This window comes from Brenneria uluponensis, assembly GCF_032395385.1.
GTDB lineage: Bacteria > Pseudomonadota > Gammaproteobacteria > Enterobacterales > Enterobacteriaceae > Prodigiosinella > Prodigiosinella aquatilis.
This window is the reverse complement of sequence record NZ_CP135917.1, coordinates 2,876,513-2,897,617: the sequence shown is the minus strand read 5'-3', so window position 1 is coordinate 2,897,617 and position 21,105 is coordinate 2,876,513. Positions and strand designations below refer to the sequence as shown.

Below are 21,105 nucleotides of genomic sequence, written 5' to 3'. Positions count from 1 at the left end.
ACTTTAGCTATATGCAGGATTACTGTTATGTATGCCGATGAGGCTCTTGTTTTTACCACCCTTGAGGTGGGCGTCCATACGCAGGATGTCGTGGTTGTGCGTCAGTTTCTGGCCCATTGCCAACTGGGGATGGATAATGACATTGAGACCTTTGTGGTGGGCAGGCATGATGGCCAACTGGTCGCCTGTGCCGGACTGGCGGCTAACACCATTAAATGTGTTGCGGTCGATCCCGCTTTTCGTGACCTCAACCTGGGTGTCCAGGTGGTGAATGAAGTGGTGCAACAGGCCGCGTTGCGTGGCCGGTTTCACCTGTTTTTGTATACCAAACCCGATAATATCAATATTTTCCGTGGCTGCGGATTCTACCCGCTGGCTCAGTATGATAATGCCGCTGTATTGATGGAAAACACGCCCATCGGCATCAAACAGTATTGCCAGACACTGACCAAACAGAGACAACCGGGTGATAACATTGGCGCCATCGTGATGAATGCCAATCCGTTTACCCTGGGGCACTGCTATTTGGCGGAGCAGGCGGCCGCGGCCTGCGATTGGCTACACATCTTTGTGGTGCGGGAAGATGTCTCCTTTTTCCCGTTTACCGAACGCCTGGATATGGTGAGACAGGGCGTGGCCCACATCCGAAATCTGACGGTGCATATCGGGTCAGAATATATGATCTCCAAGGCCACTTTCCCCGGTTATTTCCTGAAAGAAGAAAAATTGATCACCCAGGCGCACTCCGCGCTGGATCTGATCATTTTCCGGCAATATATCGCGCCGGCTCTCGGTATTAACCAACGCTTTGTCGGGACTGAGCCATTCTGTCCGGTCACCCATCAGTATAACCAGGACATGCATTATTGGCTGGAACAGTCGCAGTTAGTCAATGCCCCGGCTCTGAAAGTGATTGAAATTGAACGCAAGTGTGAAGCCGGACGGGCGATTTCCGCGTCCGAGGTGCGCAAGCTGTTAAAACTGCGTCAGTTTGATTCTATTCAGGATATTGTCCCCGCGACCACTTTTCAGTATTTACAGCTACAGCGTTATGGCGAACCCGCCTGCGCGTGATGCACATTTAATAGTATTGAGCAGGAAAAAGAGATGAAAATTATTAAGGAAGCCCTGGCGGGCACCTTTGAATCCAGCGATTTGCTGGTGAAGGTCGCACCAGCTGAAGGGCAGTTGACGGTCGTCGTCAACAGTGAAGTCATCAAACAGTTTGGTCACCAGATTAAAGCGGTCATCAACGAGACCCTGCAAGCGCTGGGCGTACAGGAAGGCACCATTATTGTCGATGACAAGGGCGCGCTGGATTGTGTTATCCGCGCCCGTGTGCAGAGTGCGGTATTACGTGGCGCTGATGAAGAGCAGATTGACTGGGAGAAATTATCATGAAAAAACTTCGCCGCAGTATGTTATTCCTCCCAGGCGCCAATGCCGCCATGTTGTCCAACGCGTTTATCTACAAGCCCGATTCCATCATGTTTGACCTGGAAGACGCCGTGTCCCTGCGGGAAAAAGATACCGCGCGTCTGCTGGTATTTCATGCGCTACAACACCCGATGTACCGTGAAATTGAAACGGTAGTGCGCATTAACCAGCTCTGCACGCCATTTGGTCTGAAAGACCTGGAAGCCGCAGTACGTGGTGGCGCTGATGTCATTCGCCTGCCGAAAACCGATTCCACCGACGACGTGGACGAGCTGGAACAGCATCTGGTACGCATTGAAAAGGCATGCGGTCGTGAAGTCGGTTCTACCCGTATTATGGCGGCGATTGAGTCGGCAATCGGAGTCGTCAATGCCGTATCCATTGCCCGTTCGTCCGAGCGCATGATCGGTATCGCGCTGGCGGCTTTTGACTATGTGATGGATATGCAGACCGAACGCGGCGACGGCACCGAATTGTTCTATGCCCGCTGCGCTGTGCTGCATGCTGCCCGTGTCGCCGGTATTGATGCCTTTGACGTGGTGTATTCCAACGTCAACGATGATGAGGGTTTCCTGCGTGAGGTGGACCTGATCCGCCGGCTGGGCTTTAACGGTAAATCCCTGATTAACCCCCGCCAGATTGAATTGCTGCACAATGCGTATGCCCCGACGCAGGACGAGGTGGATTATGCGCACCTGGTGATCAAGGCGGCAGAAGAGGGCGAACGTGCCGGGTTAGGCGTGATTTCACTCAACGGAAAAATGATTGATGGCCCGATAATCAACCACGCCAGAACGGTAGTGGAACGTGTTAAGGCTTCTGGCGTTCGTAAATAAGCGTCGCCCGTTTTTCTGTACAGACCGTTTTATGCACTGACCGGCCCGGTATGGACTGAGTGCCGAACCGGCGGGTCATCAGCAATGACAGGATAAGATCATGAGTAACTTTATTGAAGCGCTGCAAAAGCAGTACCCGGAAAAAAACCATTTAGAACCGTTCGTCAGCGCCAATCACCACACGCCCTGGCTGAACGATATCACGCAGAAGCATGAGCGTAAGCTGTGCGCCTCTCTGGAAGACGCTATTCGTAAAAGCGGACTGAAAGATGGCATGACAGTGTCGTTCCACCACCATTTCCGTGAAGGTGACAAAGTCATCAACCGGGTGATGGATACGTTGGCACAGATGGGGTTCAAAAACCTGACGCTGGCCTCTAGCTCCCTGATGAGCTGCAATGCCCCGCTGATTGAGCACATCCGTAATGGTGTGGTAACCCGTATTTTCACGTCCGGGATGCGTGGCAAACTGGCCGATGCCATTTCTCACGGTCTGATGAAAGAACCCGTACAAATTCATTCCCACGGTGGTCGTGTGCATCTGCTACAGAGCGGTGAACTGAAGATCGATCTGGCGTTCCTGGGGGTACCGTGCAGTGATGAATTCGGTAACGCTAACGGCACGGTCGGTAAATCCCGCTGTGGTTCGCTGGGATATGCCATGGTGGATGCCGAATTTGCCCACAAAGTGGTGCTGCTGACGGAAAGTCTGGTGCCATTCCCGAACATGCCTGCCAGCATTGTTCAGGATCAGGTAGATTACATCGTTCAGGTGGATGAAGTCGGTGACCCGGCTAAAATCAGCGTCGGCGCGGCCCGAGTTACCAGTAACCCGCGTGAGCTGCTGATTGCCCGTAGTGCCGCTGACGTGATTGAACACTCCGGTTACTTCAAATCAGGTTTCTCTATCCAGACCGGTTCTGGCGCAGCCTCTACCGCGTGCACCCGTTTTCTGGAAGATCGCATGCAGAAGCAGAATATTGTGGCGCGTTTCGCCTTGGGCGGCATCACCGGCAGTATTGTCGATCTGCACGAGAAAGGACTGATTGAGACACTGTTGGATACGCAGTGTTTTGATGCTGGCGCCACTGCGTCGCTGGCGAAAAACCCGCAGCATGTGGAAATTTCCACCAATGTCTACGCCAACCCGACGGGCAAAGCGGCCTGCTGTGACCAACTGGATGTGGTTATTCTGAGTGCGTTGGAAATCGACCTCGATTTCAATGTCAACGTTATTACCGGTTCGGATGGTGTGATGCGTGGCGCCTCCGGTGGTCACTGTGATGTGGCTACCGCTGCGAACCTGACTATCGTGGTCGCTCCGTTGATCCGTAGCCGTATTCCGACGGTGGTGCGTCAGGTGACGACGTGTGTTACGCCAGGAGAGAGTGTTGATGTCCTGGTGACCGATCACGGTATTGCAGTTAACCCGGCACGTCCGGAAGTGGCAGAGCGCTTGCAACAGGCCGGTCTTAACGTCATGTCGATAGAAGCGCTGTATCAACGCGCCACCGCGTTGGTGGGCGAGCCGAGAGCGATTGCGTTCCACGACCGCATTGTCGGGGTGATTCGCTACCGTGATGGCAGTGTGATCGATGTAGTCCGTCAGGTAAAAGAGGATAACGAGTGAGTGATGATACGTTGACCGAATCGGTCGCCGTTTCACTGGAAAACCTGTTGGCGGCGAAGGATCGCCGCGCCGCCCGGCAGCGCGAGCTGCTGGTGCGTTATAGCGCCACGCTGGTGTCGTTGACACTGGTGACGCCGGGTCCGGTGAAGGATTCGACATTGTACCGCCAGGCTATGCACGAAGCGGTAAGTGCCTTCGATGCACTGTGTCGCGCGCGGGGCTGGAGTGTGCTGGAACATCAATTACATTGGTTGGAAACCGGGGCCGAAGGGTTCTGGGTAGTGAAGAAAGACGCTCTGTCGGTAAAAGCAGCGGCGATAGCATTGGAAGAGCATCATGCATTGGGGCGGTTGTGGGATTTCGATGTATTTTGCCCACAAGAAGGTTCTATTGGTCGTTCCCTGCTGGCGCATGCCGGGCGTTCGTGTATGTTGTGTGGTGAACCGGCGCATGCCTGCGCTCGCTCGCGGCGTCATCCACTGCCCGAGCTCATCCAACAGATTGAAGGAATGCTTCATGCCTATTTCGACCCGCACTGATACCGGTACGATCTCCTGCCATCAGATGGGAAACGCCTTTATGCGCAATCCCGTCGCTGCGGGGCTACCCGATATCGACCGTCTGGTCGCCCGGGCGTTAACCGTTGAAGTCATGTTGACACCAAAACCCGGTCTGGTGGACAGCGAGAATAACGGTTCACACCGGGATATGGACGTGCCGCTGTTTCAGTCAAGCATTACGGCGGTAGCACCCTGGTTCCGGCGGTTTACCGAAACAGGTTTCCATCATGCTTCCCTGCCGCTCAGCCAGCTACTCAGCTACGCTCGCCCGGTGGGAATTGCCTGCGAACAATCGATGCTGAAGGCGACGTCCGGGGTCAACACCCATAAAGGCGGGATTTTTGCATTCGGATTATTGTGTACCGCCGCAGGATGGCTGGTGGGCTGCGGTCAGCCACAAACTCAAGCGCGGCTGTGTCAGGCCGTGGCGGATATGTGTGGTGATCTGGTACGCAATGAGCTGGAGAAGGGCGGCAGTGCGGTCACCGCCGGGGAGCGGCTGTTTCAGCGTCACGGGTTGACTGGGGCGCGGGGCGAAGCGGCCAGTGGTTTTGGCACCGTGCGGCAGTATGCGCTACCGGCATATCAGCAAGCGTTACAGCAGGGTATGGATGAAGAAAAAGCGTTGCTACACACGCTGGTGGTGTTGATGGCTCACAACCCGGATACCAATGTGGTGTCGCGGGGTGGGATGGAAGGCCTGACGTTTGTGCAGTCTTCCGCTCGCCGTCTGCTGGCGCAGGGAGTCAGCATTGCGGCGCTACAGGATATGAATCAGGCATTTGTCGTTCGCAATCTCAGCCCGGGAGGCAGTGCTGACTTGTTGGCGCTGACTTGGCTGCTGTCCCACTATCCGGCTGCCTGACGTTCTGTCAGCGATAGCTAAAGTTGATGTGGTAAATGCCGATACCGATTGAACGGATTGATCTCTTGTGGTTCATTCAATCTATACTCGTCACACTTCACGTTGCATGTGCGTTGGCGGCGCTCGATGATACCCGAATCACTTACTTGAGTAAGTTCATCGGGATCTTTTCGCTTGCCGCCTTCCTGTAACGTGAATGATGTAGAGAAATTATCAGGTATTTACCATTCAACTAATTCGTGGGGCTGGATGTAGTGGATGAAAATTTGAAAGAGCAGTTTGTTAAGCGCAACAAGCTGGCAATTTGTGCGACATTGCGGGAGTTAAAGAAAAACGATACCACCGTAATGGTTTTCCATTCACGTGGACAGTTCATCAGTAAAGTTCTGGATGTCCAGCCTGATAACGATATTTTTCTGTTTGATTTGGGTGGTCTGGAGCAGGAAAACAGCCGGGCATTGTTTGCCGGCGAGCTGGATTTTCTGGCCGAACCTGCCGGTGCAAAAATCGAGTTCAAATCACATATCACGCGCACGATGATGTATGAAGGCCTGCCGGCGTTTTGTGCTGATATCCCGTCTGAACTCTACTATATACAGCGCCGTAATTTTTTCCGTATCACGTCTCCGGCATGGCCGCCGATGGTTTGCCGGGGTACTTTGTCGGATAAAAGCCAGTTCCAGTTTACGGTTAAAGACCTTTCGCTGGGCGGTGTCTGCCTGTATACGGAGCGTGACGATATTGACACGCTAATCAATCCCGGTGATGTGATTAAAAATGCGGAAATAGACCTGAATAACTATGGTCACTTTACGCTGGATCTGGAGTTGGTGGGACATGTCACCACCAAGTTGGTGAGTAACAAAGGTGAGATAAAGAAAATGCAACGCCTGAGTTTCCGATTTCCACAGTTGACATCGTTGGAGGAGCGCGAGCTTCAACAGGTGATTGTTGAACTGGAGTTAGAACAGAGCAATAAACGTAAAAGATTCCAGTAATGATAATAGCGACGCTGGTACACAGCGCCTGTATTTGAGCGACGATAATGTGAGTCGTCGTTTTATTACTACTGTCACTGTGGGGGCCCAGTTGAGTTACCACTTCAATTTACAACTGAATCCCACAGGGATTTCCTGTCGAGGTGACAAACGGACTGTACAATTTGCCCTCTTGCGTTGAGCATCAGTATGTCCACTCCCTCGCAATAGATGTTCCGATCGGATGTTTGTCCAACCAGCACGCCACACGTTGACGCATGGAGTGCCCACTCCCAGGCGTAGATGTTGGTGCAGCCGAAAAGTTTCAACGTGTCGAATGTCATATCAGGAAAATTAGCCCAGGCCACTTTCTCGAGATGCGCTTTCATGCCCGACGTCGGAATTATCGGATGTGGCTTGTCAATGTATACGGCTTCTTCTGCCATAGAGGAAACAACCAGGTCTGCCTGGTCTTGTCACCACAACTTCTCTGGGGCAAAATACGCGCCCTACAAGTAACCGACGTCGATAGCGTCGGTTATTTTTTTGTAGTCATGTTTCCCGCAAGAGGCCGGAACACATTCCGGATAGATATCAGTAAAACGTATGCCATAGTGCAACGCAGAGGAAAAAGAAATGGGGCAAGTCGTTGTTTTTGTGCCGGTGCCCGCCGGTTTATCCCGTAAGATCCGTGATGATGTTGTCATGGTGACAGCGGGTGTATCAGATGAGGCGTCACTCGCCGGTGCTGGCAATGGAGGGACGCAGCATGTCGCTTGAGACGACGGTGTCCAGTCAACGTATCCAATTGAGAAAAACCCTCACGTTATGGCAAGTGGTCATGATGGGGCTGGCTTATTTACAACCCATGACTATTTTCGACACTTTCGGTATTGTGTCGGGGTTAACGGATGGACATGTTGCTACTGCGTATGTTTTCGCATTGATCGGCATTCTGTTTACTGCACTGAGCTATGGCAAACTGGTGCGCCGCTTTCCTTCCGCTGGTTCGGCATACACTTATGCCCAAAAGGCCATCAGTCCGCATATTGGTTTTATGGTTGGCTGGTCTTCGCTGCTGGACTACCTGTTTATGCCGATGATCAACATTCTGCTGGCAAAAATTTATCTGGAAGCGATTTTCCCCGGTGTGCCGTCATGGATCTTCGTGGCAGCGCTGGTAGGGCTGATGACGCTGTTTAACCTGCGCGGCATCAATATTGTCGCCAACCTGAATTCCATCATTGTGGTGGTGCAGGTGGCGGTTATGCTGGTGTTTCTTGCGTTGGTGATCCACGGTGTGTCTCATGGAGAAGGCACCGGAACGCTGCTCAGCCGTAAACCGTTCTGGTCGGAGAATGCCCATGTGGTGCCGATGGTGACCGGTGCGACCATTCTGTGTTTCTCGTTCCTCGGGTTTGATGGTATCAGCTCTCTGTCAGAGGAGACGCCGGATGCCGGGCGGGTTATCCCGAAAGCGATTTTCCTGACGGCGCTGATTGGCGGCATCATTTTTGTGGTGGTGTCCTACTTCCTGCAACTCTATTTCCCGGATATTTCCCGCTTCAAAAACCCGGATGCCTCACAGCCGGAAATTATGTTGTATGTGGCGGGTAAACTGTTCCAGTCGATCATTCTGGTATTTTCCTGCGTAACGGTGCTGGCTTCCGGCATGGCGGCTCACGCCGGGGTGTCTCGCCTGATGTATGTGATGGGTCGCGATGGCGTCTTTCCGACGCGTTTCTTTGGCTATATTCATCCGACATGGCGTACGCCGGCATTGAACGTATTGTTGGTCGGGGTGATTGCGCTGTCGGCGGTATCTTTTGATTTGGTGACGGCCACGGCATTGATCAATTTTGGCGCGCTGGTGGCGTTTACTTTCGTGAACCTGTCGGTAATATCACAGTTCTATATTCGCGAACGCCGTAATGCCACACTGAAAGACACCGTCAATTACCTGATTTTGCCAATCCTGGGCGCGCTGGCTGTCGGCGCGCTGTGGCTCAATCTGGAACAAACGTCCATGACCCTGGGTCTGGTGTGGGCTGCCGTGGGTCTGCTGTATCTGGTGGTCGTGACACGCCGCTTTCGTCAGCCGGTTCCACAGTGTAATGAAGAGTTGGTTTAACGTCCCGTAAATCCACTGAGCGCCATGTCTCACGCTGTTTCTTGGCTGCGTGAGACATGAGTGACAAACGCTTCTTTGTTTTGCAACGGGATGCCTGCATAGGCAGAAATTCGCTTTCTAATCAATGCATCCGTTTTAGAACGGATTCAATATCAGTGCCACGACTATAATGTTCAGGCATCTGACCCGTATTCCTGATGTCATCCATTCTCTTGGCAATACCTGCTGTCCTTCAATAAGTTATCGGCGAACCTTTCGTGGTTGTCCATACCGGGATTCAGTCGCACTGATCGCGGGTCATAACAGGAAATTTTATCGGTAAGTATGCTTCCCTTTTTGGGAATGGTGGGTGTATGTTTCCCAAACAGGGAATTTGATGACGATGAAAGTAAGAGGACGAGACAAACTTCATGCTTTTTGCATGAAGCATAATCAGGCCAGCGGCGTGGTTGAAGCCTGGTACGATGATGTCAGCCGTGCAGAGTGGGCAACACCTCAGGATATTAAATGGCGTTATCGACGTGCGGATTTTCTGGCGCATAACCGGGTGATATTTAATCTTAAAGGTAATATTTTCCGGCGGGTGGTTTATGTCGCGGGGACGGTCATTGTTGAGCAGATTGGCACCCACGCAGATTACGATAAATGGAGATTATAATAATGATGACATCCTGGAAAATATTCCGAACACATGAGGATTATGAAAAAGGAATGGCGCGTCTCGCCATGTTGGCGGACGGTGATTTATTACCGGGTAGTGAAGCACTGGACGAATTTGAGCTAGTGAGTCTGTTGGTCGGTCACTATGAAGATGCACATTATCCACTGGCAAAACCCGATCCTATTGAGGTCATCAAGCTCATCATGGAACAACAAGGGTTGTCTCAGGCTGACTTAACGCGATACATCGGCTCACCGTCCAAGGTTTCCGAAGTGATTAACCGTAAACGTCCGTTAAGCTTGACGATGATAAGAAAACTGCATGAAGGGCTGGGAATCCCGGCAGAAGTCCTGATTCAGGATATGAATGCATCGGAGGATGCGTCGTCAACTGGAACCGTTTCTCCCCGTTACGCGGCACCCGCGTGGGGACGTCTGCGGGTGCATCCTCGCTAAACCATGCGAGCGTTATCGGCTGGATGGACGTCAGCCTGGCAAGCAACGCATAAAGCAGGGTGTTTACTCTGCCAGTTGCTGGGCATAAGTAAATAATGCCTTGAGTAACGTTATCTTTTTTTCATCCCCATCATAAAGCTGGTACAGCGCATCCAATTGAGTGATGTATGCCTGTAATCGCTCTGGCGTGAGTATTTCGCGGCGATGCTGCAACCAGCGTTGTTGCTCCAGATCATCCAGGGTTGTGGGGTAATTACGAGCACGATAGCGGAACAATAGCGGCATCATGCGGTTATCCACAAACTGCATATCCAGTGCGGGAAGATTCTGTGGCGCGGTTTCCCGGATAATTGCCATTGCGGCACGGTCGGCGTCGCCGAAAAAACCATTATAAAGTTGCATATCGACGTCGTTCACCACTTCAAACGCCGGGGCGTCCGCATACAACGCGACCACCTTTTCCCGCACCTGCGCGTGTTGACGCAATTGATGCAGGTTATTCAGACAATGCTGGCGATCAATGCCCAACCGGGCCGCGTCTTCCGGGCGGAGAGTGTTGGCTGGCGCCAGTACCGGGCATTTGTTGATATGCACCAGTTTAATGGGAACCGGGGACTGGTCTTCGGTAAGTTTGTCTCGGCGGGTATAAAGTCGAGCCCGCAGTTCTTCGGGTTCCAGTTCCAGCAGCGGTGTGATGTCTCCGGCCAGATCGCACATGATCACCGCATTACGGTTATCCGGATGCCATGCCAGCGGTACCACCCAACTGGTATTGCCCCGAGCCGAGCCGAACATCCCGGAAACATGCAGTAAGGGCTTCATTTGCGGGACGTCTATCAGTGCACTGACCTTATTTTTATTGCGGAGCGTATACAGGTAATCAAACAGCTTCGGCTGTGCCTGTTTCAACAACCGGGCCATGGCGATGGTGGCGTAAACGTCGGACATGGCATCGTGCGCGTGTTCGTGTTCGATACCGTTGGCGCGCGTCAGATGTTCCAGCCGGAAGCTGGTAAATCCGTCGTCATTTTCCGGCCAGATAATACCCTCTGGACGTAAGGCGAAGCAGGCACGCAGCACGTCCAGCAGATCCCAGCGCGAGTTGCCGTTTTGCCAACTGTAAGCGTAGGGATCGTAGAAATTACGATAAAAAAGGTTACGGCTGACTTCATCATCAAAACGAATATTGTTGTACCCCATAATGCAGGTACCAGGAACGCTGAAGGCGTCATGAATCTGACGGGTAAACTCGGCTTCGCAGACACCCTGGCTTAGTGCGGCCTGTGGCGTAATGCCGGTGATCATCACGGCTTCCGGCTCAGGCAGGTAATCGTCGGCAGGCTGGCAGTAAATCACCAGAGGGTCGCTAATGATATTGAAGTCTTCATCGGTACGGATGCCTGCAAACTGTGCCGGACGATCTTTTGCCGGATGTATGCCGAAGGTTTCATAATCGTGGATGAAGAAGGTGGATTGGATTTTATCAGCCATATCTGCGTTTCAATCAACGTTGGGTGCGATGCAAAAAAGTAAGGATATCATTGATTCCACATCCTGTTTCGCTTTCCTGTCGGTTTTACGTCATACGCCGATAAAATCTGTACCAGCGCGTATCCTATTAAGGAGAGCCACATCAAGGGGATTTTGTAACCGCCGGCGATAAGAAAAGTCATAAAACCGTGTCAACCTACCGTTTAAGATCAATAAACCGGGATGACAGTAAAAAACCGTCTTGTCGCCGATAGCTGCTACCCTGTATGTTTAGTACAGGTCGACAAATCTTAATATGAGTCAAGTAAGGGTAGAGAAATGGATAAGGGCAACAACAAACCATGTTTCCAGGACGTGTTGGAGTTCGTGCGTATGTTCCGTCGTAAAAACAAATTACAGCGTGAAATCATTGATAACGAAAAGAAAATTCGTGATAACAAAAAGCGTGTACTGCTGCTGGATAACTTGAGTGAGTACATCAAGCCAGGGATGTCAATTGAAGATATTCAGGCCATTATCGCCAACATGCGTGGTGACTATGAAGACCGTGTGGATGAATACATCATCAAAAACGCGGATCTTTCGAAAGAGCGTCGTGAGTTATCACACAAAATCAAAGAAATGGGTGAAATTAAACCGAGCGTTGAAGAAAAATAACCCCGCTCTGCACCAGGGCTGCCCGGCAGCCCTGATCAAATCCGCCGCCAAATGACCTGAAGTCACTGGCGGTGTATTCGATCGTGACCGATGATCCGGCGGTGATTTCGGGTATCAAAGCCGGTTTCTGTCTCATACAGAACGCCACTCACGGCTGAATGCGGCCTTGTCCACACATAATTCCCTTCGTTTTTTTTTGATAATGGCTAAAGCGTAATCCTTCGCCGCCGGATAAACCCTCTCGAATTTGGCCTCAGGCAGTGTTCGGGCTTGGCTGGCTGGTGATGTGCACAGACAGCGAGCCGATCAATACTCTCATCAGCACTCCCTGATGTACTGAAACAGAGTGCAACAGATAAGACTATTTGCGGTGGTGATTCCGACTTTCTTTTCTGATGCTGTTACGGCGATGACCGGTCTGGCAGAGTGCATGCCGTAACGAATTGTCGCCAGCGTGATGGCAATGTGACCGAAAGCGACGCACAGGACGGTCATCAAAGGGAAAGGGACATACCATCAGAATTTCATTGAATCAACTGGCGGTCACATTGGTCGTCGGCACGTTGCCTCTGCTGGTGTTGCCCAGGATTCCCGATACAGGAACGCTCATGCTGTTGCTACCGTTGTTGCTATTGGTGCGAACACGGTTTTATGTGGTTGGACTGGTAGCGGTTGGCGTGTTCTGGAGTAGCTACAGTGCCCGCATGACGCTCGGGCAGATAGACGCGTTCAGTGTCAAACCGGTGACCGCACAGGTCAGCATCAGCAGTATGCGATTCGCTAAGGCGGGTATTGAGACGCCGGAAGTGCGTGTGTGGCAGGTCAACCAGCGTTGGATATTTCCACCGCTGTACGTCCGGTTGAATGCCATGCCGCCAATGACCGACTGGTGTGGCGGGCAACAATGGCAGATGAGGCTGCGCTTGCGGCCAGCGCACAGCCGCCTGAATGAAGGTGGATTTGACCGTCAGCGTTGGGCGCTGGCGCATCGACAACTCTTTACCGGACGGGTGCTGAGTGCAGCGGTGGTGTCCGCTGACTGTAGCCTGCGCCAACGATTGATCGCCCGGATTGAGCAACAGACGGCATCGCTGCCGTGGCGGTCTATTTTGCTGGCGTTGGCGGTAGGGGAGATGGCCACGCTGGCGGATGAAACCCGTATTCTGTTGCAGCATACCGGGACGATGCACCTGATGGTGATATCCGGGCTGCATGTTGCGTTGGCGGCGCTGTTCGGCTGGGGTATCGCCCGCGCAATTCAGTACAGTTTTCCCCCACGCTGGGTTGGTTACCGTTTTCCGCTGATGTTTGGCTGGCTGGTGGCCTGGGGTTATGTCGCGTTGGCTGGCGCTAACCCGCCAGCGGTAAGAGCGGAGCTGGCGCTCAGTATCTGGACACTGTTGCGGTTGCGCGGCATCAGTTGCTCTCCCTGGCAAGTGTGGTTGTGGTGTGTCGCCTTAATCCTGTTCAGTGATCCGCTCAGCATTCTGTCGGATAGTTTCTGGTTATCCTGCCTGGCGGTAGCATCATTAATTTTCTGGTATCAGTGGGCGCCGCTACCCATTCGTTTTCAGCGCGATAAACGTTGGTTTCTACTGCGTTGGCTGCATTTACAATGGGGGATCACGCTGTTGCTGTTGCCGCTACAGATTGTATTGTTCCATGGCATGAGCCTGACATCGCTGCCGGCCAATTTGTGGGCGGTGCCACTGGTTTCGTTTATTTCCACGCCATTGATTCTGCTGGCTTTACCGTTGACGGGTGTGCTGGATATCGGGGCCGGTGTGTGGTGGCTGGCGGATCGTTCTCTGGCGCTGGTGTTCGCCCCGTTGACCGTGGTGCAGGATGGCTGGTGGGATCGCGGGGCTGATTTTCTGGCGTTCAGTGCTTTTGGATGGGGGGCGGTGATTATCTGGCGTTTTGCCTGGTGGCGACAGTATCCCGTCAGTATCGGCGCTCTGCTGTTATTTGTGCTCGTCAGGCCGAAGCCGCCATCACCCGATTGGCGGGTGGACATGCTGGATGTCGGGCATGGTCTGGCGGTAGTGATAGAGCGCCAGGGAAAGGCGATATTGTATGACACCGGTAATCGCTGGGAAGGTGGGGATATGGTCAGCCGGGAAATCCTGCCATATCTTAAATGGCGAGGGTTACAACTGGAGAAAATCATTATCAGCCATAGCCATCTGGATCATATCGGCGGATTACAGACATTACAGCGTATTTTTCCCACCATACCGGTTTATAGTCCGCTGCGACAGCATAACCATCTACCCTGTGTCCGCGGGCAACAATGGCGCTGGCAGACATTGACATTCAGCGTACTGTGGCCGCCATCACGGGTACAATCCGCCGGAAACAATGATTCCTGTGTCGTTCGCATTGACGATGGCAGGCACCGGGTGTTGCTGACCGGTGATCTGGAGGCGGAAGCCGAAGCCGAGTTATTAAAAAACCAACGCACCTTGCTGGCGGCGGAAGTATTGCAGGCACCGCATCATGGCAGTAGCACATCGTCATCGCCACCGTTCATACGGGCCGTTGGCGCCACGACCATTTTGGCTTCAGCGGCACGCTACAGCCCGTGGCGGCTGCCGTCTGCAAAGATTGTGCGGCGTTATCGTGATTATGGATATCAGTGGGCGGACACGGCGACATTCGGTCAACTGAGTGTGCGTTTTTTCAACGATTCATGGCGAATATTGCGCTACAGGAGGGACATATCCCCTCGTTGGTTCCACAGGTGGTTTGGCGGTAGCCGGGATAATGAGTAATATAGGCGGCTATTTCTTTAATAGGCTCAGGTTTATTGCATGATGAATGATAAAGATCTCTCCACGTGGCAGACGTTTCGTCGCCTCTGGCCGATGATCTCTCCTTTTAAAACAGGGTTGATTGTGGCGGCCGTTGCGCTGGTGATCAACGCCGCTGGCGATACACTGATGCTGTCGCTGCTCAAACCGCTGCTGGATGAGGGGTTTGGTAAAGCTGACCGCAGTATTCTGGTATGGATGCCGCTGGTGGTTATCGGGTTGATGGTCATGCGCGGTGTGTCGGGCTTTGTTTCCAGCTACTGTGTCGCCTGGGTTTCCGGAAAAGTAGTCATGAACATGCGTCGTCGCCTGTTCAGCCATATCATGGGGATGCCAGTTTCTTTCTTTGATCAGCAATCGACCGGTACACTGTTATCTCGTATCACCTATGATTCTGAGCAGGTAGCTTCTTCATCGTCCAACGCGCTGATCACGGTAGTGAGAGAAGGCGCGTCAATCATCGGCTTGTTTGTGCTGATGTTCTGGTATAGCTGGCAGTTGTCACTGATTCTGATCGTGATTGCCCCAGTCGTGTCTTATTGTATTCGGGTGGTATCCAAACGCTTTCGCGCTATCAGTAAAAACATGCAGAACACCATGGGGCAGGTGACCACCAGTGCGGAACAGATGCTTAAAGGGCATAAAGAAGTATTGATTTTTGGCGGACAAGAAGTGGAGGCCGCGCGCTTTGACATTGTCAGCAACCGTATGCGTCAACAGGGCATGAAACTGGTATCCGCCGCTTCCATTTCTGATCCCATCGTGCAGTTGATCGCGTCACTGGCGTTGGCATTTGTGCTCTATGCCGCCAGTTTCCCATCGGTAATGGCGACACTCACCGCAGGTACTATCACTGTGGTGTTCTCTTCCATGATTGCGCTGATGCGCCCGCTGAAATCGCTGACTAACGTCAATTCCCAGTTTCAGCGTGGTATGGCGGCTTGCCAGACCCTGTTCTCAATTCTGGATTTGGAACAGGAAAAAGACACTGGCCAGCGGACGCTGGAACATGTTCAAGGCACTATTGAATTCCGTAACGTGGATTTTGCCTATCCGGGTAAGGAAACGTTGGCGTTGAAAAATATCAGTTTGCATATTCCACCGGGAAAAACCGTGGCACTGGTCGGGCGCTCTGGTTCGGGTAAATCCACTATCGCCAACCTGATTACCCGTTTTTATGATATTCAGTCCGGTGAAATTATGCTGGACGGGCATGATCTGCGTGAATATACCTTGGCTACGCTGCGCAGCCAGGTGGCGGTGGTTTCCCAAAATGTGCATCTGTTCAACGACACTATCGCCAACAATATTGCTTATGCCTGTAATGATCGCTACAGCCGTGAAGATATTGAGCGCGCGGCTGAAATGGCGCACGCGATGGATTTTATCAGCAAGATGGAGCAGGGGCTGGATACGATCATTGGCGAGAATGGTGTGCTGTTGTCTGGTGGTCAGCGTCAGCGTATCGCCATCGCCCGTGCGTTACTGCGTGATTGCCCGATTCTGGTTCTGGATGAAGCGACCTCCGCGTTGGATACCGAGTCGGAGCGAGCGATTCAGGCCGCACTGGATGAATTGCAGAAAGATCGCACGGCATTGGTTATTGCCCATCGTCTTTCCACCATTGAAAATGCGGATGAAATTCTGGTGGTGGAAGACGGGCGGATTGTCGAGCGTGGCGAACATGCTGAATTACTGTCACGCAACGGGGCATATGCCCAGCTGTATAGAATGCAGTTCGGCGCATGATTGAGCGCATCTGGTCGGGACAATCGCGGCTGTATTGGCTGTTGATACCGCTGTCGGTGTTGTTCGGGCTGATCAGCGGTTTCATCCGCTTAAGTTATCGCCTGGGATGGCGTCGCGCCTGGCGCGCGCCCTTACCGGTGGTGGTGGTGGGCAACCTGACCGCCGGTGGTAATGGCAAGACACCCGTCGTTATCTGGCTGGTGGAACAACTCCAGCGGCGGGGTTACCGGGTCGGTGTGGTATCGCGTGGCTACGGCGGCAAAGTGGATCACTATCCGTTGGTGGTCAGTGATACTGTCACCACGGCACAGGCCGGGGATGAGCCAATATTGATATATCAGCGTACCGGCGCGCCAGTGGCGGTGGCGCCGAAGCGTTGTGAGGCGGTTGCCGCATTGCTGGCACAGCATTCGCTGGATGTGATTATCACCGATGATGGATTGCAACATTACGCGCTGGCGCGGGATATGGAACTGGTAGTGGTAGATGGCGTGCGGCGGTTTGGTAACGGCTGGTGGTTGCCCGCCGGCCCGATGCGTGAACGAGCCGGGCGGCTGAAAACCGTTGATGCCGTGATTGTGAATGGCGGTGAAGCCAGCGCGGGTGAAATTGCCATGCATCTGATTGCGAGCGAAGCGGTGAATCTGGTCAGTGGCGAACGACGTAGCGTGACAGATTTTCCTGCATGGGTGGCGATGGCGGGGATTGGACATCCGCCGCGTTTTTTTACCACCTTGCGTGAGAAAGGGGCCACGCTATGCCGTGAAGTGGCATTTGCCGATCACCAAAGCTATCAACCGGAGCACCTCAGTGCTCTGACGGACAATCAATCGCAGCCGTTGATCATGACAGAAAAGGATGCTGTCAAATGTCGTCATTTCGCCCAGACGAACTGGTGGTATCTGCCAGTAGACGCGGTATTATCCGAGGTGCCTGCCGCTGCGTTGTTGTCCCGGCTGGAACAACTGCTAACGAATTATCAGCAGGGGAAGCATCGTGCAGATTGATGCGGGTCTGGGTTTCCCTTCACTTATAAATAGCTTCTTTATGGAGGAAGCATGGATCACCGTTTGCTTGAAATTATTGCCTGTCCGGTATGTAACGGACGCTTGGTCTTTGATAAAGAGAAGCAGGAACTGATTTGCAAAACAGAAAGGCTGGCATATCCGGTTCGTGACGGTATTCCGGTGTTGCTGGAACATGAGGCGCGCAAACTGTCGCAGGATGAGATTTCACGATGAATTTTACCGCTATTATTCCGGCCCGTTTTGCGTCGAGTCGTTTACCCGGTAAGCCGTTGGCGGATATCAATGGTAAACCGATGGTGGTGCATGTGATGGAGCGGGCACAAGAGTCTGGTGCTCAGCGCGTGATTGTGGCAACCGACCATCCGGATGTCGAGCAGGTGATCCAACAGGCGGGGGGCGAAGTGTGCCTGACCAGCCCACACCACCATTCCGGTACTGAGCGTCTGGCCGAAGTCATTGAACGGTATGGCTTTGCTGATGACGATATCATTGTGAATGTGCAAGGTGACGAGCCGATGATCCCGCCGGTTATCATTCGGCAGGTAGCCGAAAACCTGGCGGCCAGTGTCGCCGGGATGGCAACGTTGGCGGTCCCGATCACCACTAGCGAAGAAGCGTTCAATCCCAATGCGGTAAAAGTGGTGACCGATGCTGAAGGTTATGCACTCTATTTTTCTCGCGCTACGATCCCCTGGGATCGCGAACGGTTTGCTCAATCGAAAGCAACCATTGGTGATCATTTCCTGCGTCATATCGGTATTTATGCCTATCGCGCTGGCTTTATCCGCCGCTATGTAAGATGGGAACCGAGCCAACTGGAACAGATTGAATTGCTGGAGCAACTGCGAGTGCTGTGGTATGGCGAGAAAATTCATGTCGCAGTGGCAAAAGAAATCCCCTCCGTGGGTGTTGATACTCCGGAAGATTTGGCCCGCGTGCGGATTGCAATGGCGGCTGGTTGAGTTCTTCGGTGTGAAGTCGGTCTTTGCCTGTGAAAACAGGCATAAAGACCGATGTCAGTAAGGGTGTCTCGTTTCGCGAGAATAACAGAAGGTCGCCATCCCGCATGTCCACTATCCTGACATGCCCATCATCATCCCTACAGTCTGTATTGACTGGCCGATAGAATGCTGGTTTGTGCGGAGATGATGCTGATTAGTATGAAGAACGTGTCATCAAAACCTTATACCGCTATTTTGGCATCCGGCCTTGATGACGAGGCTATGACCTTACCATCCTGTTGCAATTAATATTCATGTCGTGTCAAGAAATTCAGCCTTCATGTTTGTCTAAATGATAATCCAATCTTATCTTTTTCTATGGTTATTTTAACTTAATGTGACTAAGGATGGATTAACGCTATGAATATTAAAGGGCATAGAATTTCACTGCTTCTGGGATGCATCTTGATGGGTTCTTTTTCTGAATGTTTAGCACAAACATACTATCTGGCCCCGACGGGGAGTGACTCGGCATCGGGGAGCCAGAGCGCACCCTGGAAAACGTTTGCGCGCGCACAACAAACGCTCACGGGGGGCGATAGGTTGTGGATCCGTGGTGGTAAATATACATTCACGGCGGGTCTGAATAGCTGTTCCAGCCAGACGGATACGGTGAATGCGATTACCTTAAACAAGAGTGGATCATCCGGTAGCCGGATCGAGTATATGGCCTACACGGGGGAAACGCCGGTGTTCGATTTCAGCAAGATGACGGATGATTGTCGAGTCAAAGGCTTCAATGTGGTGGCGGACTGGATCACGCTGAAAGGCCTGGAAATTACCGGCGTGCCGCAACATAACAACAAGAACCATGAGTCATGGGGTGTGTGGATCAAAGGTAGCCACAATATCTTCGAACAGCTCAATATTCATCACATCATGGGGACCGGACTGTTTTTACAGAATGGCGCCTACAACACCATTCTCAATAGCGATTCCCACCATAACTATGATCCGTTGACGTCCAACGGCGCAGGACAAAGTGCTGATGGCTTTGGTGCTCATATTTCCGCCAATATGCCCGGCAATATTTTCAGTGGCTGTCGGGCATGGTGGAACTCTGACGATGGCTTTGACCTGATCAACGCCTATTCATCAGTGATTATTGAGAACTCCTGGGCCTGGCTACATGGCTATCTGCCGGGTACGACAACGTCGCTTGCTGCGGGTAACGGGAATGGTTTCAAGATCGGGGGGTATGGCGGTGTATATGTGAGTAATGCCGCTAAACATACGGTACGTAATTCGGTGGCTTTCCTGAATAAAGCCGCTGGTTTTTATACCAATCATCACCCGCTGGCAAATGACTACTTCAACAATACCGGCTACAAAAATCATCCTAACTTCAATCTGCTCGGGATTGATTCGAGCGGCAATGGCGTTGCGCTCGGGACATTGCGCAATAATATCGCCTACGGTGGTACTGCGCTGTCCAATAGCAGCGGTGCCAACATGCGTTATAACTCCTGGAATTTCAGTAATGTGTTGTCCGATGCTGAATTCCGCAGCGTATCCACCAGCGGTTGGGATGCAGCCCGCCAATCCGACGGCAGTCTGCCTGAGTTGAAAAGTCTGCACCTGGCATCCGGCAGTTGGATGATCGACAAGGGGGGTAATGTCAAATTGCCATACAAGGGATCCGCACCGGACCTTGGCGCGTTTGAACGTGAGTAAGCCTTAAGACGAATGCCTGTGTGTCCGTGGGCATCATCGTTGAGCGCGGCGCGGATGTTCTTGTCGCGGAAAAATCGTGGCATTTCATGTTATTTCTGCGTAAGCGGGCATCCGCGCCTGATCAGATTATTATTAATCAAAGCCTGCTTTACGCTTTATTTGATCTGTATTGAAGAAATTGTCATTTTCTGACCGCATGATAAATGCTTGAGCACTCCGGCTCAACAGAGGTCTGGCCGTTTATGGAATTGTTAAAAGCGGAATTAAGTACGGTACTGGGGGAATCGCTCAGTCGTCTCGAATGTATCAGTGAACAACCCTACGCCAACCTGTATGCCTTGTACGATAAAGAAGGCAATGCCATTCCGTTGCTTGCCAAAGGTTATGTCTGCCAGGGTATCGCACAACAGGAAGCTTACAAGCTGACCATGCTGGCCCGTGAGGGGGATGTCCGTTTGCCAACCGTATATGGGCTGGTCACTACCCATCAGCCGCCTTATAAAGAACTGTTGTTGATCGAACGGTTGCGCGGCGTTTCGGTGGAGGCGCCACCCAGAACCCCCGCGCGCTGGGTGTCACTGATGGATCAGATCGTGGAAAGTGTGTTGGCCTGGCATCGGATTGATAGCCACAGCTGCGTCGGTACGGTTGACAGCATTCAGGAAAATAGCTGGTTCAACTGGTATCAGCAGCGGTTAGAGGTGCTATGGTCCACCGTGGTGAACGTCAATGCCCCGCTGTTAACGCAGGAAGATCGCACATTACTTTATCGTTCCCGTGAGTGTTTACCCGAATTGTTTGACGATTTCGATGATGGATGTGTATTGGTGCACGGCAATCTGTCATTGCGCAGTATGTTGAAAGATGCCCGCAGCGATCAATTGCTGGCGATGATCAATCCCGGCATTGTGCTGTGGGCGCCACGGGAATATGAACTGTTCCGGCTGTGTGAGTCCGGTATGCCGGAACAATTGCTGTATCACTACCTCAGCAAGGCACCGGTGGCTGAAGATTTCATCTATCGCCGCTGGTTATATGCCATTTGGGAAGCGATTTCCCGCTATATCCACACCGGGCAACTGGACCGGAGCGTCTTCGATATCGCTTCCCGCGAACTGCTGCCCTGGCTGGAATAGCGTG

Annotated in this window: 21 protein-coding genes; 19 read left to right on the top strand and 2 right to left on the bottom strand. The window is 52.4% G+C overall.

Annotation, left to right across the window (positions count from 1 at the left end):
- Positions 1-27 precede the first annotated feature (27 nt).
- The 7 genes from citC (at position 28) to RS889_RS13555 (ending at position 6,326) form a co-directional block, all read left to right on the top strand.
- A complete protein-coding gene (gene citC, locus RS889_RS13585) occupies positions 28-1,074 on the top strand; it encodes a [citrate (pro-3S)-lyase] ligase (protein WP_021015618.1) in 1,047 nt (348 codons plus the stop codon).
- Between the two features lie 33 nt (positions 1,075-1,107).
- Positions 1,108-1,401, top strand: a complete 294-nt coding sequence (citD, locus tag RS889_RS13580) for a citrate lyase acyl carrier protein (RefSeq protein WP_290182583.1) — start codon at positions 1,108-1,110, stop codon at positions 1,399-1,401.
- Positions 1,398-2,273, top strand: a complete 876-nt coding sequence (citE, locus tag RS889_RS13575; RefSeq protein ID WP_021015620.1) for a citrate (pro-3S)-lyase subunit beta — start codon at positions 1,398-1,400, stop codon at positions 2,271-2,273. The genes citD and citE overlap by 4 nt, the downstream gene beginning before the upstream one ends.
- Before the next feature lie 100 nt (positions 2,274-2,373).
- Positions 2,374-3,903 (top strand): citrate lyase subunit alpha, encoded by a 1,530-nt coding sequence (citF, locus tag RS889_RS13570; protein WP_315707664.1) that lies wholly within the window; start codon positions 2,374-2,376, stop codon positions 3,901-3,903.
- Positions 3,900-4,442, top strand: a complete 543-nt coding sequence (gene citX, locus RS889_RS13565; RefSeq protein ID WP_425475079.1) for a citrate lyase holo-[acyl-carrier protein] synthase — start codon at positions 3,900-3,902, stop codon at positions 4,440-4,442. The genes citF and citX overlap by 4 nt, the downstream gene beginning before the upstream one ends.
- Positions 4,443-4,467: 25 nt before the next feature.
- Complete coding sequence (citG, locus tag RS889_RS13560; protein WP_315711050.1) at positions 4,468-5,328, top strand: triphosphoribosyl-dephospho-CoA synthase CitG; 861 nt, start codon at positions 4,468-4,470, stop codon at positions 5,326-5,328.
- A gap of 254 nt (positions 5,329-5,582) precedes the next feature.
- Complete coding sequence (locus tag RS889_RS13555) at positions 5,583-6,326, top strand: flagellar brake protein (RefSeq protein WP_315707663.1); 744 nt, start codon at positions 5,583-5,585, stop codon at positions 6,324-6,326.
- 104 nt (positions 6,327-6,430) lie between these two features.
- On the opposite strand, the gene RS889_RS13550 is transcribed toward RS889_RS13555, so the two are convergent.
- Positions 6,431-6,751: a hypothetical protein gene (locus tag RS889_RS13550; protein WP_315707662.1), complete on the bottom strand. Its 321-nt coding sequence runs from the start codon at positions 6,749-6,751 to the stop codon at positions 6,431-6,433.
- Positions 6,752-6,941: 190 nt separating this feature from the next.
- Between RS889_RS13550 and RS889_RS13545 the strand changes: the two genes are divergently transcribed.
- The 4 genes from RS889_RS13545 (at position 6,942) to RS889_RS13530 (ending at position 9,552) form a co-directional block, all read left to right on the top strand.
- Positions 6,942-7,085, top strand: coding sequence for a hypothetical protein (locus tag RS889_RS13545; RefSeq protein WP_021015625.1), 144 nt, complete (start codon positions 6,942-6,944; stop codon positions 7,083-7,085).
- Positions 7,075-8,436, top strand: coding sequence for an APC family permease (locus RS889_RS13540; protein ID WP_315707661.1), 1,362 nt, complete (start codon positions 7,075-7,077; stop codon positions 8,434-8,436). The genes RS889_RS13545 and RS889_RS13540 overlap by 11 nt, the downstream gene beginning before the upstream one ends.
- 376 nt (positions 8,437-8,812) lie before the next feature.
- Complete coding sequence (locus RS889_RS13535) at positions 8,813-9,094, top strand: type II toxin-antitoxin system HigB family toxin (protein ID WP_315707660.1); 282 nt, start codon at positions 8,813-8,815, stop codon at positions 9,092-9,094.
- A gap of 2 nt (positions 9,095-9,096) precedes the next feature.
- Positions 9,097-9,552: a helix-turn-helix domain-containing protein gene (locus RS889_RS13530; RefSeq protein WP_315707659.1), complete on the top strand. Its 456-nt coding sequence runs from the start codon at positions 9,097-9,099 to the stop codon at positions 9,550-9,552.
- 63 nt (positions 9,553-9,615) lie between these two features.
- Here RS889_RS13530 and sbcB read toward each other — a convergent pair whose 3' ends face one another.
- Positions 9,616-11,043: an exodeoxyribonuclease I gene (gene sbcB, locus RS889_RS13525; RefSeq protein ID WP_021015629.1), complete on the bottom strand. Its 1,428-nt coding sequence runs from the start codon at positions 11,041-11,043 to the stop codon at positions 9,616-9,618.
- A 318-nt stretch (positions 11,044-11,361) separates the two neighbouring features.
- Here sbcB and tmaR point away from each other — a divergent pair, with 318 nt between their 5' ends.
- The 8 genes from tmaR to RS889_RS13485 all read left to right on the top strand — a co-directional run bounded on the left by tmaR (position 11,362) and on the right by RS889_RS13485 (position 21,101).
- Positions 11,362-11,700: a PTS system regulator TmaR gene (gene tmaR, locus RS889_RS13520; protein WP_315707658.1), complete on the top strand. Its 339-nt coding sequence runs from the start codon at positions 11,362-11,364 to the stop codon at positions 11,698-11,700.
- Positions 11,701-12,221: 521 nt separating this feature from the next.
- The gene (locus tag RS889_RS13515) at positions 12,222-14,474 is read left to right on the top strand and encodes a ComEC family protein (RefSeq protein WP_315711049.1); all 2,253 of its coding nucleotides are present in this window, start codon (positions 12,222-12,224) and stop codon (positions 14,472-14,474) included.
- A 39-nt stretch (positions 14,475-14,513) separates the two neighbouring features.
- A complete protein-coding gene (gene msbA / locus RS889_RS13510; protein ID WP_315707657.1) occupies positions 14,514-16,262 on the top strand; it encodes a lipid A ABC transporter ATP-binding protein/permease MsbA in 1,749 nt (582 codons plus the stop codon).
- Entirely contained in the window at positions 16,259-17,269 is a 1,011-nt protein-coding gene (gene lpxK / locus RS889_RS13505; protein ID WP_315707656.1) for a tetraacyldisaccharide 4'-kinase, read from the top strand. Before msbA ends, lpxK begins: the two co-directional genes overlap by 4 nt.
- Positions 17,270-17,320: 51 nt before the next feature.
- Entirely contained in the window at positions 17,321-17,503 is a 183-nt protein-coding gene (locus RS889_RS13500) for a Trm112 family protein (RefSeq protein ID WP_021015634.1), read from the top strand.
- Positions 17,500-18,252 (top strand): 3-deoxy-manno-octulosonate cytidylyltransferase, encoded by a 753-nt coding sequence (gene kdsB / locus RS889_RS13495; protein WP_315707655.1) that lies wholly within the window; start codon positions 17,500-17,502, stop codon positions 18,250-18,252. The genes RS889_RS13500 and kdsB overlap by 4 nt, the downstream gene beginning before the upstream one ends.
- Positions 18,253-18,699: 447 nt before the next feature.
- Positions 18,700-19,965 (top strand): pectate lyase PelN, encoded by a 1,266-nt coding sequence (gene pelN / locus RS889_RS13490; protein WP_425475078.1) that lies wholly within the window; start codon positions 18,700-18,702, stop codon positions 19,963-19,965.
- Positions 19,966-20,207: 242 nt separating this feature from the next.
- Positions 20,208-21,101, top strand: coding sequence for a YcbJ family phosphotransferase (locus RS889_RS13485; RefSeq protein ID WP_021015637.1), 894 nt, complete (start codon positions 20,208-20,210; stop codon positions 21,099-21,101).
- Positions 21,102-21,105 lie beyond the last annotated feature (4 nt).

What these genes read in the sequence shown, in the direction of transcription:
- RS889_RS13500 (WP_021015634.1), top strand. Translation starts at nt 17,321, where the DNA reads ATGGATCACCGTTTGCTTGAAATTATTGCCTGTCCGGTATGTAACGGA.
- citC (WP_021015618.1), top strand. Translation starts at nt 28, where the DNA reads ATGTATGCCGATGAGGCTCTTGTTTTTACCACCCTTGAGGTGGGCGTC.
- kdsB (WP_315707655.1), top strand. Translation starts at nt 17,500, where the DNA reads ATGAATTTTACCGCTATTATTCCGGCCCGTTTTGCGTCGAGTCGTTTA.
- msbA (WP_315707657.1), top strand. Translation starts at nt 14,514, where the DNA reads ATGATGAATGATAAAGATCTCTCCACGTGGCAGACGTTTCGTCGCCTC.
- citE (WP_021015620.1), top strand. Translation starts at nt 1,398, where the DNA reads ATGAAAAAACTTCGCCGCAGTATGTTATTCCTCCCAGGCGCCAATGCC.
- RS889_RS13545 (WP_021015625.1), top strand. Translation starts at nt 6,942, where the DNA reads ATGGGGCAAGTCGTTGTTTTTGTGCCGGTGCCCGCCGGTTTATCCCGT.
- RS889_RS13535 (WP_315707660.1), top strand. Translation starts at nt 8,813, where the DNA reads ATGACGATGAAAGTAAGAGGACGAGACAAACTTCATGCTTTTTGCATG.
- RS889_RS13540 (WP_315707661.1), top strand. Translation starts at nt 7,075, where the DNA reads ATGTCGCTTGAGACGACGGTGTCCAGTCAACGTATCCAATTGAGAAAA.
- citD (WP_290182583.1), top strand. Translation starts at nt 1,108, where the DNA reads ATGAAAATTATTAAGGAAGCCCTGGCGGGCACCTTTGAATCCAGCGAT.
- citG (WP_315711050.1), top strand. Translation starts at nt 4,468, where the DNA reads ATGGGAAACGCCTTTATGCGCAATCCCGTCGCTGCGGGGCTACCCGAT.
- pelN (WP_425475078.1), top strand. Translation starts at nt 18,700, where the DNA reads ATGGGTTCTTTTTCTGAATGTTTAGCACAAACATACTATCTGGCCCCG.
- sbcB (WP_021015629.1), bottom strand. Translation starts at nt 11,043, where the DNA reads ATGGCTGATAAAATCCAATCCACCTTCTTCATCCACGATTATGAAACC.
- tmaR (WP_315707658.1), top strand. Translation starts at nt 11,362, where the DNA reads ATGGATAAGGGCAACAACAAACCATGTTTCCAGGACGTGTTGGAGTTC.
- lpxK (WP_315707656.1), top strand. Translation starts at nt 16,259, where the DNA reads ATGATTGAGCGCATCTGGTCGGGACAATCGCGGCTGTATTGGCTGTTG.
- citF (WP_315707664.1), top strand. Translation starts at nt 2,374, where the DNA reads ATGAGTAACTTTATTGAAGCGCTGCAAAAGCAGTACCCGGAAAAAAAC.
- RS889_RS13485 (WP_021015637.1), top strand. Translation starts at nt 20,208, where the DNA reads ATGGAATTGTTAAAAGCGGAATTAAGTACGGTACTGGGGGAATCGCTC.
- RS889_RS13550 (WP_315707662.1), bottom strand. Translation starts at nt 6,751, where the DNA reads ATGGCAGAAGAAGCCGTATACATTGACAAGCCACATCCGATAATTCCG.
- RS889_RS13530 (WP_315707659.1), top strand. Translation starts at nt 9,097, where the DNA reads ATGATGACATCCTGGAAAATATTCCGAACACATGAGGATTATGAAAAA.